Annotated in this window: 10 protein-coding genes; 6 read left to right on the top strand and 4 right to left on the bottom strand. The window is 46.9% G+C overall.

The annotated features are described in order from the left end of the window. Nucleotides 1-18 precede the first annotated feature (18 nt). Nucleotides 19-1,440 carry an amidase gene (locus I8U27_RS01930; protein WP_309506072.1) on the bottom strand — a complete coding sequence of 474 codons (1,422 nt, stop codon included), beginning with the start codon at nt 1,438-1,440 and terminating at the stop codon, nt 19-21. Nucleotides 1,441-2,427: 987 nt separating this feature from the next. On the opposite strand from I8U27_RS01930, the gene greA reads away from it, so the two are divergent. Then, nucleotides 2,428-2,907, top strand: coding sequence for a transcription elongation factor GreA (gene greA, locus I8U27_RS01925; protein ID WP_181750184.1), 480 nt, complete (start codon nt 2,428-2,430; stop codon nt 2,905-2,907). A gap of 103 nt (nt 2,908-3,010) precedes the next feature. Beyond that, on the top strand, nt 3,011-4,261 hold the full coding sequence (gene fabF / locus I8U27_RS01920) for a beta-ketoacyl-ACP synthase II (RefSeq protein WP_181750185.1): 1,251 nt from the start codon (nt 3,011-3,013) through the stop codon (nt 4,259-4,261). A gap of 133 nt (nt 4,262-4,394) precedes the next feature. Here the strand turns inward: fabF and I8U27_RS01915 are convergent, their stop codons facing one another. Then, a complete protein-coding gene (locus I8U27_RS01915; protein ID WP_181750186.1) occupies nt 4,395-4,844 on the bottom strand; it encodes a hypothetical protein in 450 nt (149 codons plus the stop codon). Between the two features lie 99 nt (nt 4,845-4,943). On the opposite strand from I8U27_RS01915, the gene I8U27_RS01910 reads away from it, so the two are divergent. Both I8U27_RS01910 and I8U27_RS01905 read left to right on the top strand, forming a co-directional pair. Then, entirely contained in the window at nt 4,944-6,083 is a 1,140-nt protein-coding gene (locus I8U27_RS01910; protein WP_181750187.1) for a metallophosphoesterase family protein, read from the top strand. Next, nucleotides 6,080-8,884, top strand: coding sequence for an AAA family ATPase (locus I8U27_RS01905; protein ID WP_181750188.1), 2,805 nt, complete (start codon nt 6,080-6,082; stop codon nt 8,882-8,884). Before I8U27_RS01910 ends, I8U27_RS01905 begins: the two co-directional genes overlap by 4 nt. A gap of 82 nt (nt 8,885-8,966) precedes the next feature. Here the strand turns inward: I8U27_RS01905 and I8U27_RS01900 are convergent, their stop codons facing one another. Beyond that, nucleotides 8,967-9,341: a group I truncated hemoglobin gene (locus tag I8U27_RS01900; RefSeq protein WP_181750189.1), complete on the bottom strand. Its 375-nt coding sequence runs from the start codon at nt 9,339-9,341 to the stop codon at nt 8,967-8,969. A gap of 235 nt (nt 9,342-9,576) precedes the next feature. Then, nucleotides 9,577-9,735 carry a hypothetical protein gene (locus tag I8U27_RS01895; protein ID WP_181750190.1) on the bottom strand — a complete coding sequence of 53 codons (159 nt, stop codon included), beginning with the start codon at nt 9,733-9,735 and terminating at the stop codon, nt 9,577-9,579. Between the two features lie 56 nt (nt 9,736-9,791). On the opposite strand from I8U27_RS01895, the gene I8U27_RS01890 reads away from it, so the two are divergent. Further along, on the top strand, nt 9,792-13,094 hold the full coding sequence (locus tag I8U27_RS01890) for a PD-(D/E)XK nuclease family protein (RefSeq protein ID WP_181750191.1): 3,303 nt from the start codon (nt 9,792-9,794) through the stop codon (nt 13,092-13,094). Further along, a complete protein-coding gene (locus I8U27_RS01885) occupies nt 13,091-16,660 on the top strand; it encodes a UvrD-helicase domain-containing protein (protein ID WP_181750192.1) in 3,570 nt (1,189 codons plus the stop codon). The genes I8U27_RS01890 and I8U27_RS01885 overlap by 4 nt, the downstream gene beginning before the upstream one ends. Nucleotides 16,661-17,019 lie beyond the last annotated feature (359 nt).

Genomic DNA, 17,019 nt, shown 5'->3' with positions numbered 1-17,019 from the left:
CGGAAAACAGTGTTGATTTTAATCATAGGCTGAGCAACGGACATAACCGCGAAACTGTTGTTCAAAATATTTTCCCACCCGAAACAGTGCATATTCTTGTCCGAGAGCGGTGATCAGCTGTATGCCGATGGGTAGGCCCCCTTGGTCCGTGGCAACGGGAACGGTCAAAACAGGCAGACCAAACGTGTTTGCATAAGAGATGTATGGCATAAACTTTAAAAAAGTTCGCCGTATCGAAAAAATCTCACTGTATAACTTTCCGTGTTTGGGCGCCGCTGAATGATAGACAGGCAAGATAAGTACACGGTTGCGTAAATATTGATCCACCACTTGTTCAGCCTGTTCAAGTTCTGCCAGCATCTGTTGCCATTGAGCCGGGCTGGGTTTGAACAGATTAGCCCCCAGTAAGGCCCAGGTAAGATAGAAATGCAGATTTGGCTTAAGTCCGATCCGGGATTTAAGAAATTCGTATAAAATCGTGGCAAATCCGCGGCGCCCGGCAAGGTTCATCAACGCTTTTCCGCCATCGACAGACATGATCAGCTGCCACATCAGAGCGGACTCTTCCAAAAAGGGCGGGAGGTCGTTATGTACAATATATGTTTCCGACAGATGACTCCGAATTTGATCAATGGTTTCGGCAGTTTCCGGCTGCATTGGCAAAGCCGGGTGAGCCGGGGGGATAAGAAATTGAAATTGCTTTATATCTACAGGGGGTGTCGGGCGATCAGCAATAATGTTGTGGACAAGCTCAGCATCATTGACTGACTTCGCCAGTGCACCGATCCCCAGCATATTCTCCTGAAGGGGCTCCCGAAGCGGTGGAAAACACCCCTCTGAGGAAACTTGTTTTTTGCCTGACTTAAAACCGATGACACCGTTAAAGTGAGCGGGAAAGCGAATCGATCCGCCAATATCGGCTCCGATCCCCACGGCCGCCCCGCCGACTGCGATTAAGACCCCTTCCCCGCCGCTGGAGCCGCCTGCGGTGCGTTCCAAATTCCAGGGGTTGTTGGTTCGCCCGTACACTGTATTATCGGTTTCCTGACAAAAGCATAAAGACGGGGTATTTGTTTTGCCGAGGATGATGGCTCCTTCTGCTTTCAGACGGCGTACCGCTTCAGCGTCTTGTTCGTCTACATGATTTCGCCGTGAAGGAAGGCCTCCGGTTGTTTTCATTCCTTTCACGTAAAAGGATTCTTTAATACTGACCGGCACACCAAACAATCTTCCGCTCCCATTTCCGGCAAGATATTGTTGATACAATTGTTTGGCCTCTTGTTTGGCCTGTTGAAAGCGGGGTTGAATCAGGGCATTCAGACGGGGATTTACCCGATGAATGTGTTTAATATAGGCACCAGTCGCTTCGATGGGTGTAACCTCTCCATTTTGTATTTTGGTGGCGAGGGTGGTAGCGTCCATGGATAAAAGTTCTTTCACTCAGGGGTCCCCCTGTCTGTCAAAGTGTCATTTAGTCAACTCACCATCATTATATCATCATGTTTAGAATCGTGAGGGAGGGGAACATTACACGGAGAAAATATAAAGTTTTTTGCGGAAATTTGCTTTTCCAGAAGGAAATTATTATATTTAGTCGAATATTATAATTATTGGAAAAATACATGGATGTGTTGCTTTTTTATTATGATGAAATGACCATAAAAGAAGTGAAGAGGTTGTGGAAGCAAAGGGGGAACTATCAGGTTTTGGAAGATGATCAGCCAATGGAGGGTCTCGAAGGTTAACAAATCAAGTTGGGGAGAACGAAACTCCCACTTAAAAGAATAACATGATATGTCTTCCGGGGGAAGGATCTTTTTGGAAATAGCTGTCTGAAACAAGAAACCTGTCAACGGGATTCACAGTTGAATAGATGGTAGATCGTGAGGGTTTTTTTCCCGGAGTGACACCCTGTGATTCGTGAAGAGGCTTGTACGGTGCAGTACAAAGCGAAGGTATTTAGTTGCTTCAGTAGCGGGCTATTCATTAGGCTTTGGGAAGCGCTGAAAAACTTTTGATGATCTCTTGGAGTAGAGGATGAAATGTGCTAATATATTCAGCAGTTCGTATTTGACGGCTGTTTTCCCATCATCTTTGTGAAGCTGCTCTTGGCCCGTGGGGGAGCTTTTTTCAGAAATTAAGCGTGAAATCGCTTTCAACGGAAGGGTTATATGCCAATTTTAATGAGAAAAAGGTCTTTGATTACGGGTTTGACAGCAGGTTTTGAAGGGAAGACATCATGGTAAATGTCTGTCAGTCCGTGATCTATACCACTCCGGATCGATTGATTGTCATAACACCGAGATGATCCAGCATATGCATTTGACGGGAACAGGCCGTTTTTTGGCTATCCCTTACCTACAGGCTAGCGGATTTAGAAATGATGACAGCATAAGATTGTTCGGTCAGAATAAGGGAGGAATCGGTATGTCACAAAATAAAAAAGAAGTACTATTAACGGAAGAAGGGCTTGAAAAAGTAAAAAACGAACTGGAACATTTAAGAACTCATAAACGGCAGGAAGTGGCCCAGCGGTTAAAAGAAGCGATTGCTCAGGGAGATCTCAGCGAAAACTCCGAATACGATGCGGCCAAAGAGGAACAGGCGTTTATCGAGTCCCGAATTATCACGCTGGAAAATATGATCCGAAATGCTAAGATCATTAACTCGGAAAATCAGGATAAAAATGTAGTTCATGTTGGTTCCAAGGTGACAATTCAGGAACTGCCGGAGGGAGATACGGAAACCTACACCATTGTGGGCAGTGCCGAATCCGACCCCCTGTTGGGTAAAATTTCAAACGAATCCCCGATCGGTGCCGAGTTGATTGGCAAAAAAGTAGGAGAAGAGGTCAATGTTCCGGCGCCTTCCGGTACAATACAATTTAAAATCGTTAAGATTGATTAATTCAGTCCCCCTTTGTCCATTGAGATAAAGGGGGATTTTGGTGATGGTATAAATTTACTTTATATCCACATACTACATACAAATTGGGTTTTGAAGGATGTGGATGGCAGTGCGCAGACGGGTGGTTATAACCGGCTACGGCTTACTTACTCCCATTGGTTTAACAGGAGAGATATTTTGGCGGAATTTGATGGAAGGGAAAAGCGGTGCAGGGCCGATCACCCGGTTTAACCCATCCCGATATTTGACAACAATCGCAGCACAAATTAACGATTTTTGTCCTGAAGATTACATGGACAAAAAAGATGTGAAAAGAATGGATCGATTTTCGCAGATGGGTCTGGTTGCAGCAAAACAGGCCATCGAACATGCGGATCTTAACTTAACAGGCTTTCTGGGCGAACGTGCAGGAGTGATGGTTGGGACCGGCAGCGGCGGTTTGCAGATGGTACAAAAGGAGTATGAGCGAGTGCTCAATTCGGGGCCCGGCAAACTTAGCCCTTATCTGGCTCCGGCTATGTTGTCCAATATGGCCAGTGGCGAAATCGCGATCGCTACGGGAGCCAAAGGGCCGTCGGCGGCAGTGGTAACCGCCTGTGCCACGGCCAGCAGCTGTATTGGTGAAGCGATGCGCACCATTCAGTACGGGACAGCCGAGGTCATGCTGGCGGGAGGAACGGAAGCGCCGATTACTCCGTTAGGATTAGCCGCCTTCAGCAAAATAAGGGCATTATCGAGGAGAAATGAGGACCCTGCCCGGGCCAGCCGCCCCTTTGACCGAAATCGTGACGGCTTTGTTGCGGGGGAGGGGGCGGGTGTTTTGGTACTTGAGGAACTGGAACATGCCCGGAAGCGGAATGTCCCTATTTTGGCAGAACTGATCGGATACGGAGCAACGACTGACGCTTATCACATTACTTCCCCGCCCCCGGATGGAAGCGGTGCTGCTAAAGCAATGCAATTAGCCCTTTCCGATGCCGGACTTACAGTCGGAGAGATCGACTATATCAATGCGCACGGAACGGGGACCCCTTTGAATGACTGGACGGAAACGTTGGCTGTAAAACGGGTGTTTGGAGAGATGGCGACAAAGATTCCCATGAGTTCCATTAAGTCAATGACAGGACATTTGCTCGGGGCAGCCGGAGCGATTGAACTGGTCTCCGCGATCATGACTCTCCAACACGGGTGGATTCCTCCAACGATCAACTGGGAAGCTCCGGATAACGGTGCGGATTTGGATTATGTCCCCAATGTTCCCCGGCAAAAAAACTGCCGTATTGTGATGAGTAACTCGTTTGGCTTTGGCGGGCACAATGTCAGTTTAGTCGTCAAGAAGTGGGAAGGGGAGTGATAGAAGATGAGAGAATCTTGTGCAGGAATGATGAAATTATTCGCAAAGACGGAGGGGATCATACAAAAAGAGGAAAGATTGTTGCTGATGCAATCCTTCTTCTTTTTTGTCAACCCGAAAAAATAGTTCTCTTTCATTCTCGGGCTTTCAATTGATGGACAAGGGTCGCGAGCGAACGGGAGGTATGGTATTCAACCCATTGATTTTGCGGATTTTTTATTAGAAGCTTATATCGGTCCCACCGGTTTTCTGGAAAAGTGATTACAGCTTCCGAGATTGGATAGCCAATGGGTGATGAGAATAAAATAACAGGCGTTGAAAAGCGGAGGATATAATATTCGGCGGGCAGATAAATGAAGGAGATTCCGTCCATTTCTTGAACACTATCCAATACCTGTTCCACTTCATTTTGAATGGATAACCCCGTGCGGACGGGGTGCCGTATGTTGCCGGCAACGTGCCAGATCTTCACCTCTGACACGTGGGACTGAGCGGTATGTGCGAAGGTCTGACTGCTGTGAAGTGTAAAGATAAGAAGGAAAATATTGAATGCCAGGAGAATTTTAAGCCTGTTTATATTCATGGTCATCACCCGTCTTTTCTCAAATCATTTTTACCCTAGTTTGAGTGATTTGTTCCATAAACATACACTTACTAATATCTCCGGTCGGGGGTGATCTGAGTGAAACCAGTGACATGGGTCCATACCGCTGATTTGCATTTGGACGAACCCATCAGGGGATGGAAGGGAACCAGAGAAAATGCCTGGAAGAGAAGTCTGGATTTTCGGGAGACATTTGCACGGGTGATTGGGCTGACCGATGAGAGAAAAGCCGATTTTTTGTTGATCGCCGGCGACTTTTTGGAGCATGGGTATGTAAGCAAATCCACGGTACGGTTTGTGCAGGAACAATTCAGTAAAATCCCCGGTACACAGGTATTGATTGCACCGGGGAATCATGATCCCTACCGTCCCGATTCTGTCTATTGTCTCGAAAAGTGGCCGGACAATGTTCATATTTTTAGTGAAGAGTGGGAGACCCTTTATTATCCGGAGTATGATCTGCGCGTATACGGGAGAGGTTTTGCCGATTTTAAGGAAACAAACTGGATAGCTCCTGATGGAGTGCATGGAGAAGGGAAAAAAATCATGGTCATTCACGGGGATTATTTGCAGCAAGAAGGAACATCCTTCTATTTTCCGGTCCCGGACAGGGAACTGTCTTCATTGGAAATGGACTATGTCGCGTTAGGGCATATCCATAAAGCTGCCGATTATCGCTTAAATAACTGCAGAAGGACCTGGATTCGCTATCCGGGCTCTCCCGAAGCGCTCAATTGGAAGGAAATCGGAGAGAGGACGGTAACTTTCGGAACTTTAGATGAAGCAGGGGTAAAAGTTGAGCCAATTGCGATCCATACAAGAACATATGAGAAGCACCGCCTCGACGTAAAAGGGTGTGAAACAAAAGAAGAGGTGGTCAGCCGCATACTGAAGGTTGCTGAAAAGGCGGACAAGCATAGCTATCATCTTTTTGAATTGGCCGGGCGGCGCTCAAGAGAGTTGGATCTGAGCGAAGGAACCCTGCACTGGATGGAAGACTATTTAAGAAAAGAGGGGTATGAGGCCGTCTACTTCCAAGATGAAACAAAGCCTGATTTTGACCTTGATTATTATCGTCAACAACCGGGAGTGGTTGGCACCTTTATTCGTAAGATCGAAGAGAGGATCAGGCAGGAGCCGGGGCGCCGGGATGAATATGAACGGGCCCTGTATAAAGGACTGGAAGCACTTCTTGCCAAGGAGAATGTTTTTTCATGAAACTAAACCGGGTAAAATTTCGCGGCTTTGGTCGTTGGTACAATCAGACGTTTACTTTCCGGGAAGGGATCAATTTGATTGAGGCCCCGAACGAAGCGGGGAAGTCAACGCTTTTGCAAGGAATCCTCGCTCTTTTATACGGAGCAAAAAAAGAAGGTTTAAAAATAAAAAAAGAAGCAGACTGGTATCAATTCTTTTTACCGTGGCAGGGGAACGAATACGGGGGAGAAATTGAATACACTCTGCAAAATCGGGACTATCGCCTTATTCGCACTCTCCATCGTGAACAGGAACGTGAACAGTTGGTCGATCTGACTCAGGGCAAGGAGATTACCGCCGATTTTGCCATGGATAAAAGAAAAGACCGCCTGTTTTTAGAAACACAGACGGGATTGTCAGGAGAAAGCTTTCGCCGTATCACTTTCCTGACCTCTGACCGGGTGCAGGCGGATAAGAAAGAGAAAGAAAACGGCGATTCCCGAATGATGGAGAAACTTAAATTGTTGATGAGCCAGGGGGAAGATTTGGATATTGCCCCTGCTGTTAAAAAGATAGAGGCTCAATTGAGTGAAATCGGCACCGCAAGAACACTTGCCAGGCCTTATGGAGCGGCATTGAAAAAAAGCAGGGAACAAGAAAAAGAGATTCAGCAGTTACAAGAAGATTATCAGCAATATATTCGAGAGAAATCGCAATTGTTTGCCCTGAAAGAAGAGTTGGAGGGTTTAGAGGCTAAAAAGAGAGAGGCTGACGAGCGCTGCAAAAAAAACAGAATAAAGGCAGAACAACAGCAACAGATCATATCTTTGCAGCAGGAGATTAAATACCTGATTCTCCAGCGAGACTCATTGCGGGAAAAGATGAAAGAGTATCAGGCTTCTCTTCGTAAAAAGGCAGAATGGGAGGCGGAGAGGAAACAAATTCTGCCTCCTGTTCTGATCACCTATGAAGAGTATTACAAACTGGAACGAAAGCTGAAGCAAAAACAGGAGTTGGAGCGACACCTGCGGCAGATTCAGAAAAGTCTGGATCAGTTGTCTCGGACAATGGAAGATTTACAATATCAGTCGGGTGAAATTCTGCAACTGGATGAAGGCAAGGCTCAAGAGATGTTGTATGATCTGAAAAAGTTTAAAAGGCTGGAAGAGCGTAATGTTCAACTAATGGCTGTTCTTAAAGAGGAAGGCGATTCTCAACTGACACACCTGGAACAAGATGTGTTGAAACTGGCCCAACTGCAACAGGATGAGAACAAACTGCAACAGGAAAAAAGTGCCTGTGACGCCAGAATGATTGAGATGGCTGCCTCAGACAAATTATCTTTATCCAGAGCCCCGGGGTCACAGGGCTGGTTGATCGGAGCAGTGGCTGGGGCCTTTATTACAATTGCCACCCTCTTCCATTCTCCCGCACTTTCCGTAGTACCGGGGGCTTTGACAGCTTTTGCCCTATATCGAAGCAGGCTTTGGAGAAAATGGAGACAGCAGTCCGGAGCAGATGATGCGCGTGAATGGGAAGATACCCGACGTTTGGCACAAAGCGCAGCAGAAAAATTACAAAAAAAGGTAAGTGAACAAGAACAAATTCTCAGGCAATGGAAAGCAGGCTCCATCATAGCAATGCATCAGAAGCTCAACCGAATAAAAGGAGTCCAATTGGAACTGGGTAAAAATGAGGCTGAAATGGAGGAGATTCGCCAGAAAGTGAAACACTGGCTGTCTTCCCATGTGAAAAAGCTGCCCCTGTTTGATCCGAGTGTCTGGATGAATGTACTCCGGGATCTGATGGAACGCTCACACAAAGCAAAAGAAGAACGTTTAAGCTTAAATCTGGACAAGGAAGCCAACTTGAGGGAAAAAAAGAGCAAAGAGCAACAGTTAAGAGAGGTGCATGCATTTTTGCAGGAGTGGGAAAAAAAATATGGCACAGCCGATTGGAAGCAAATGAAAACCTGGTTGGAGCAAAGCGAAAAGGCGCGGGATCTGGAGCAAAAAATCGGGGCGGAGCAAGAGAAACTGGCTGTCTTTGAGCAAGCAGGGGGGTTGGAAAGGTGGGAAGCAAGAGAACAGGAGCTGGAGGAGAAAATCCGGCATCTATCCGCCAGATGGAATGAAAAGACCTTGAACGGCCACGATATTTCCGTAGACTGGAAAGAATATTTAAGTGTAGCGGAAGCTGAACATGAGCAGATCTATCAGGTCTGGCATACAAAAAAGGCGCAATTTGACAAACTGCAAGGCAGTATTGAAAAGCTGGAAGAATGGGTTGCTGATCTTGCCCGGAAAGAGACGGAATGGGAATGTACAAAGGAACGGCTGAAAGAGATGGAGCGTGAACGGACCTCCCTGGAACTGGCAAAAGAAGTTTTAACCGAGGCATCCCGGGAGGTAAAAGAACAGATTGCCCCCCGGCTGGCCCCTTATGCCTCCAGGTGGATCGGAAAAGTGACTGGTGGCAGGTATCAGGAACTGATGTTGAACCCGGCTGCGGGGCTTCAGATGAGTGTCTTTGTACCGGAAACAGGTGAAAATAAGCCGGTGGAGCAGCTTAGCAGAGGCACGGTCGATCAGATGGTTTTTGCCTTGCGTTTAAGTTTGGCCCAGTTCTTTTCCGAGCATACAGGGATCTGTCTCCCGCTCTTTCTCGATGACTGTTTTGTACACTTTGATGAAGAGAGATTGCGGTCGTCTATTCGCCTGCTTCAGCAGTTTTCGGGTGCTCATCAAGTTCTGTTATGCACCTGTCAGGACCGGGAACGAAGGATGCTGGAAGAGGAAGGGATTTATTATCATTCTATTTAATTTATGCAGTTGTAAGTTGGTTGAAATGGGCAGTATAAAAAGCCGGTTTTGACCGGCTTTTCCCTTTCGCCTTTCTGGCAGATTATTTATTGATAATGTGCGGTTTCACGCTGCGCAGAAAGGCTTCGATTTTGGCGATATCATCCAGCGGGACGTTGTATTTCCGCAAAGAGCTATTTAAATGCTTGATGGCAATTTCGTATTCCTCGGAAGTGATTTGCAATCCGGAGTGGGAGGCGCGAAGGGTGCTTCCTTCATATTTTTTTGGCCCTCCCAAAGCGTAACTCATAAAATAGGTGATTTGATGTCTTCGCAATCTTTCCATATTGGTTCCAAAAAAATGATGATTTACCCGGTCATCTTTCAACATACGGTTATAAAATTCGTTGATAACCGCTGCAATTGATTGTTCGCCACCCAATCTTTCATACAGAGTGCTTTTAGTGCTTCTTAACATAAGCATCCTCCGTTTCACAGAGATCTAAAGAAAATGATAAAATAAATTCAATTCAAAGTGGCGTATGTAATAACGAAAAAAATAAGAACTTAATTAGCAAATAATGGAAATATATTTGTTTAACTAAATTCTCCATTATAGAAAAAGTTTATTCTATTTCTACTATTTTCGCAATAATATTTATAATAATTATAAATGAGAAAGTCCCATCTGACCATGGGACTTTTAAAAAAAATTACTTTTCTTCTCTTTTAGAAATACCTGCTTGGCTGTACATCTCTTGAATTGCGCTGGTTACGTGTTGAGTGGGAGCATCCTCGTACAGTTCTGATGCAATTTCTGTATCGCTGGTTTGGTTGGGTCTTATTTTTCCTTTTGTTTCCTTTTTATCCATCATCTCACCTCCCACATCTACAATTTAACGTTTGCCTTTGCAGGAGAAATATACTTATGCTTTTATGGATGTTGATTCCATCAATTGATGGTGTCAGCCAGTCATGCATGTTTTTAAAAGGAGTGTTGGAAATGGGCGGATGGATTTATTTGCATCCTGTGTCCGGGGCCCATCTGGGAATGGGATGGGATGAGAAATATGAAAAGACAGGGGAGTTTACCAGTTACATACTGCCCGGCTCCAGACAAGTTGGACAGGCTCGGAAGCATTTTGATGCCAAATGTGTGGAGTGGATGACGTTTGACCATTTTGTGCGCAAATTGATGCTGCACCCGGCCCGTCTGATGTCACCCCCGGAACAGCATTGGATCGTTCAGCAAGCAGTGATGGAGTTGGAAGCGGAAGGGCGTTTTTCTTACTTTCAATCGATCTCATCGTCCCCTTCCGGGACCTGGATTCAATCGCTGGAAAAAGTTCTTGGTGAGATCAAACGTTCAGGTATTCTCCCGGTGCACTTAAAGCGTTTATGGCAGGGAAAGGGGAGCAAATATCAGGAACTGGCCCTCATCTATGAAAGATACCAACAGTTGCTGGAACACTGCAAAGCGTCTGACCATGAGCAATTTTATCTTGATGTGATGAGACAAATGAGAGAAAAGAAGATATCTTGCCCTGCACGAGTTGTGCTTGAACATTTTCACGATTTGAATCCGTTGCAGGAACAATTGTTAGTACAGTTGGTCACACAGGGGACAGAGGTTCATCATCATATTATGTGGGATGAAACCCGGTGCCGCTTGAGAACAATTGTTGAACCGATGGTACAACGGCTTAAGACAAAAGGTTTTCAAGTGGTACCCGTCAGCCGTGGCCGTAAAAAAGCAGAAAAGAAAAGTCCTGCCTTGATTCATCTGGCTGAAAATGCTTTTTCATCTGAACCGCTGATCTCTGCTGCGGAGAGTTCCTTTGAAATTTTGTCAGCACCGGGTGTACAGGCAGAAACGGATCTGGTTGTTACCCGTTTGAAAAAATGGTTACATACCCATAAGGCAGATTGTTCTGATGTAGCCGTCATAATGTCCGAATTTGATACATATGCCCCTCTTTTATTGCAAAAGTTGGAAGAGGCGGGAATCCCGGTTGCAACCGGGTTGACTCAAAAACTGTCTGAAAACTCCCTGATACAAACGATTGCCGCTGCTTTTTACCTGCAAGCAGGAAAAGAAGAATGGTCCCGGGTTCTTTTGTACAGCCCTCATCTCCCGGCGATCAGAGAGAGACAAAGGGATTGCCTGTTGCTGATGCAGGAGTTTGATTTTCCCGCACGCTCACATGTGCTAAAAGAGGCCTGGCAGTCAAAATGTGAGGCACTGAAGAAATTGGGAGAAGATGTGAATCCCGGGATGGCGGAAGCGGTTGCTGCATTGGAAGCGATGTTTAACTGGGTTGAATCAATCCCGGAACAATTAACCTGGTCGGAGTGGCTTGAGTGGTTTAAGCAGTGGGTCCGGCCTTTAAAAAATAAGCGGCAGTGGCGGGAAATGGCACAAGATCCGGCGCGTTTCAAAGAATTAACAAAAATGATGAACGGATGGCACAGTCTGGAGAGCCTGATCAAAGTATGGGAACAGTTATACGCCGTCTATCAGGGAAAACAGCGGATGGACCGTGCCCGTTTCCTGGCCGCACTGATCCAGGCAGCTGATCAGTTGCCAGTGAAATGTAAACCGGCACAAAGAACCGGGATTCAAGTGCTGGAGGCCAAACAGATTCGGGGCGACCAATTTCGCGCTGTTTTTATCCTGGGCTGTGTCGAAGGAAAATGGCCCCGCGCGTATACGGATAACTGGTTATTGCCTGATGATGAACGTAATGACCTGCGCAGAGAGGGTGTCTGTCTGGATCTTTCCCGGGAATTGCGCCAACGCCAGCTGGTTCCTTTTTTTATGAGCACCCTCGCTGCTTCAGAGTATCTGTCCCTATCCTACCCCGGTACCGATGAGGAAGGAAAAAAACAATTGCCTTCCCCTTATTTGGAAGAATGTACAGCTGTCTTTGAACCATCCTCCATCTCCCGGGTCGAAAGGGACTTATCGGAACAAGCGGGACCACCCGGATGGCAGGATTGCTATTCCCGGGAAAAGGGACTGGAGTTTGCGGTCAGCCAATTAGTGTGCTCCCATCCGGGGGAAGTGGAGCGTGCTGTCTATGTCCTGCACACTTATTCACAACACTCCCCCCGGAGCTGGCAATCACTGGCAGACCGTATCACAGCGGAACGGTCCCGCTGGAAACATCAGTTTACACAGTTTGACGGGAAAATTGAAGACAAATACCTGCAACAACATCTGAATGAATGGTTGAACAAACAGGTATGGAGCGCAACCGATCTAAACAAAATGGTTACATGCCGGTTCCATTTCATGGCCGAAAAGTTGTGGCAGGCCCGCGATATAGAGCAAGTGGTGCAGGGGATGAGCAGATTGGAGGAGGGGGAACTGATCCATCAGGTATTATCCCGCTTCTTCAGTGAATACAGGCAGGGGAAGTGGAATTTCCGCGATGAGGATCAAGCCCGTACTCGCTTATTCCGAATCGCTGATCAAGCGATTGACGAATTGCTGTCCCTTGATGTGAATAAGAAAAGAAACCCTCTGTATATCCGGATTGAAAAGCAAAAGCTAAAGCATCAGCTTGAGTCCTACTGGCAACATGAAGTCTACTGGCGCAAAAAAGCGGATTTCTTCACTCCCCCCGCTTATATCGAACTTTCTTTCGGCTTGCCGGTTGAACCTCAGCGACAGGCTGAAGGGTTGTTGGATCCCAAATCGATTCTCCATCCTGTTTCCATTCCCCTGTCAGATCATCAATCGATTCGCCTCAAAGGAAAGATCGACCGGGTGGACATGGATGGTGAATATTATGTCCTGTACGATTATAAAACCGGTGGTACTGTCACCACCCAAGAGATCAAAGAGGGAAAGCAGCTTCAGCTCCCCCTCTATTTGTGGGCTCTGCAACATGGATTTGGCCTGGACAAGGATAAAGCAATCGGAGCCGCTTTTTACACGCGCAACAGCAGTAAAGCATCTCCCCATGACCATCGAAACAGGGGGTTGTGGAAAAAAGAGCTGGCTGATCGTGTGGGAATTGGCAAACAGGTTCGTTCCCGGCTGGAGAAAGACAAGTGGGAGAGCGTAGAGAGGGGAATTCGCCTATTGATTGAGGAGAAGTTGTCAAAAGCTTTCACAGGGGATTTCAGAGTTGACCCGACATGGGAGTGTCCAAGCTATTGTCCACAGCGGAAGGTTTGCCGCTTTGATCAAAGGAGATGGTCGGAGAGGGGGAATCATCAGTGAGCACAAAGATACGTCTTACACCGGATCAACAAGCTGCCGTCGATTCCCTGAACCAAAATTGCATCGTGGCGGCGGGGGCGGGTTCGGGAAAAACACGCGTCCTGGTAGAGCGGTATTTAAATATATTGGCTGCCCATGATTTTGACAGTGATTTACTGGACCAAATTGTAGCGATTACATTTACTGAAAAAGCGGCGACAGAGATGAAAGAACGGATTCGCCAGGGCATCAGAGACCGGCTGGGGGCGGCGAAAAAAGATGGGTTGTTCGATGAAGCTGACGGGTGGTACCAATTGTCAACTGAATTGGAGAGGGCCCGGATTACAACGATCCATTCATTCTGCAGGCGCATTTTACAAAGATATCCCATCGAAGCGGGAGTTGATCCGGAGTTTAATGTGCTGGAAGAATTTGAAGCGCGCTGGTTATTAAAAGAAGCAGTGGAGGAAACCCTGTCAGCTGTCTTTAAGGAAGAGCAAACACAGAACAATGGGGTCCGGTTGTTCGACCAGTGGCTGGTTGGCGTCGGCTTGAAATCGGCCCAGTCTCAACTGATGTCGGTCGTTTTGCAATGTTTTACTTTTGGCTGGAGTCCGAAAGAGTTAACCAGGGTGACCATGGATCATTTTCAGCAAATGCAAGATCAATTGGAACAGAGATGGGATGAAATGTCGGGAGAGTTGGAGATGCAGTTGCTGCAATCCGCCGGTGAACTGCTTTTGGTCAAGAAGATCAAAAAAGCGGATGAGTTTCGTGCTTCATGGTCTGATTTAAGGGAGATCTGGGCAAAAACGGAAGAATGGCCGGAAAGGCTGGATCTTTTAAGCCGTTTGCGCTCCTCCCTGGGTGGTAACTGGGGCTCGAGAGCCGCGGTGAAACTTCCACTGCAACAGTGCAGGGAAGCATGTGATCAACTGACAGATTTGATCAAAGGAAAACTTTATCTCCCCGATGAAAAGGAACTTCTCACTCTTTTCTGTCACATCATCAAGCAAATCGCAGATCGTTACCAGCAGCTCAAAAAAGAACGGGCAGGTGTTGATTTTGATGAAATGCAGTGGCGGGTTTGCCGGTTACTGGACAATTACCCGGACATACGGGCTGAGATGCAACAAAAGATTCGCTATCTGATGGTGGACGAATTCCAGGATACCAATGATCTGCAAAAACAGCTGATTGATCTGCTGATCAAGAATGACCGGGGTGACTCCAAACCGGGCAAATGTTTTGTCGTTGGTGATCCGAAGCAATCGATCTACCGTTTTCGGGGGGCGGATGTTTCTCTTTTTCATCGCACACGCCGGGAAATACTACAGTCCGGAGGGAAAGAGGTCTCTCTCTCCGCCAATTTTCGCTCCCATCCCAAACTGATTTCTTTTTACAACCATTTTTTTGCACAATTGATGTCACAGGAGAAAGAGTCGCCCAACTACTATCAGGCTGTGGAAGCGCGGGAAGATCAGAGCCGGATTGATGTGGCAGTGGAATATCTCGCAGTTCCGCACAAAAAAGAAGAATTGCCCACAGGCTGGGAGAGGAGAGATGCAGAAGCGCGGATGCTGGCTGAACATATTTTCCGTATGGTGAGCGAAGGAACTCCGCCCGGGGATATCGCCGTTTTGTTCCGGGCCATGACCCATGTGAAAAAATATGAACAGGAGCTGGCAAGATTCAATATTCCTTTTCATGTCGTCAAAGGGCGGGGATTTTACGACCGGCAAGAAGTGTTGGATCTTCTTCATTTTTTGCGGCTGCTTATCGAACCGGAAAACCGTCTCGCCCTGGTGGGGGTGTTACGTTCCCCCTTTTGCGGAGTTTCTGATGAAACCATTCTACGCCTGGCCTTACAGGGGAGCTGGAACGGAACGGATAAGGAATGGACAGAACTCCGGGAGCTTCCGCAGGAGGAACGCAGCAAGCTTTTAGCATTCAACCGGTTACGGGCCAGAGCCGGGGAATGGGTCGGTTCCATTCATGTGGCGGATTTGATGGAACGTATACTCAAGGAATGCGGTTATCTTACCGTTTTATGGGCAACACCCGATGGAAAACAGGGAGCCGCCAATTTAAAAAAATTGATACAGCAAGCGCGTTCCATCAGCGGTTTAGAAGCTTTTTCAGTCTCTCATTATCTGGAACGGGTAGATCTGTTGATTGCAGAGCAACAGGCGGAGACAGAAGCATTGATTGAATCTGAACATAGTGACAGTGTTAAACTGATGACCATTCACCAGTCCAAAGGGCTTGAATTTCCTGTCGTATATATCCCGGATCTCTCCTATCAGCACACTCCCCGCCACGGCGCTGTTCACGCAGATCCCCATGCCGGTCTTGTCCTGGTTATCAAAGATGAACGGGGAGAAAGTATTGAACCAGTTCGTTGGAAACAGGCGATGGAGAGAAACCGCGATCTGGAATGGGAAGAATCGGTCCGCCTTCTCTATGTTGCCGCAACCCGTGCCGAAAACCGCTTAATATTAAGCGGGTCGCCGGAGGAGCTAAAAGAAGGTAAATCACTTATGGAAGTGACCAAGTGGAGCCACTGGTTGGACGGGATTTTAGATTACGGGAAGATCGATTGGAAAGAGAAAAAATGGGTTTTTTCACAGGAATGTTTACCGATCCGGGTTCATTCCGATCTGCCTGGTGAACAGGCGGATGTGGAACAGACCGAAGTGCCGTTGGAAAAATATTTGGCAGGGGACTTGACGGTCAGTTGCCCGGAACCGCTCCAAGAAGAGGTTGTTTTTTTGCAACCGAGAGGCTTTACTGAGGCTGACCGGCTGGAAATCAGCGTGACAGATTGGAAAGGTTTGATCAATTGCCCGCGGAAGCATTTTTATCAACATGTTCTCGGTTTGCCCCGCCTGAAGGAAGCAGAAACGGCAGGCTCTGCTGAGAAGACAGTGTTGCCGGCTTTTGACCCCAAAGAGAAAGGGACGGTTGTTCACAGGGTGATTGAACTCCTGTCTCACACTGGCGGTCAAACAATCGAATGGGAGGGAGTTGCCCGGCAGGTGTGGGATGAAATAGCTCTGCCCCTGTCAGAGCGCCAACGGGCAAATGAAGAGATCCGCCCGTATGTTGCAAACTTCTTACACAGCCGCATCTATGCAGAGCAAAAGCTCCGGGCAACCCCGCTGACAGAGCAGAAATTTTCTGTTGATCTGAAAGGAGTAAGGTTTTTCGGGGTGATTGACTTGCTCCATCACAGACCTGACGGAACCCGGGAAGTGATAGACTATAAAACAGATGAGCTCCGGCCGGAGGAAGCGAAGGAAACGGCTGCTGAATATTTACCCCAGTTGCAATTATATGTGCTGGCAACAAAACAAAAATGGGAGTTTATACCGGAACAAGCGACTCTGTACTTTTTAAAACCGAATCTTGAGGTTTCTTTTACGGTGACGGATGAATGGTTGCAGGATGCTGAGAAGCAGCTGGAGAAAAATGTGCAGTGGCTGAGAAAAACCTCAGCTTATGAGCCCTGGAGTGCCAATCCGGGAAAAAGATGCCGCTATTGCGATTTTAAGCTGATTTGCGATGCCGGTAAGCCTTCGCCGTAAACAAAATGTAAAATGGACTCTGCCTTTTGATGCTTGTCTGTTTTTTTCCGTCAATTCCCCCTTTGCAGGGACCTTACTTTACTCTATGATGGAAAGGAAGATTTTATTTTAAGTTTCCGGTTGTTAAAGAGGAGGTAGTTAACAGCACCCAAAAATATAGCCAAATGTAGATCAATGTGGAAAAACATGCTCAATCTTTTTAAATTTGAGAGGAGGAAACTGCTACAAAACATAGAACATGTCCTAAGACGGAAACCAAGTCTAAAATCCATACATGATGACCACATAACGAAATCATGTATATGTACCAATGGCTAGTCAGGAATTTACCCTGTGGACAGTCATAGCAAACTGTAGTA

The sequence above is a fragment of the Paenactinomyces guangxiensis genome, from assembly GCF_016055185.1.
GTDB classification, from domain to species: Bacteria; Bacillota; Bacilli; order Thermoactinomycetales; family Thermoactinomycetaceae; genus Paenactinomyces; species Paenactinomyces guangxiensis.
This window is presented reverse-complemented; position numbering and strand designations above follow the sequence as displayed.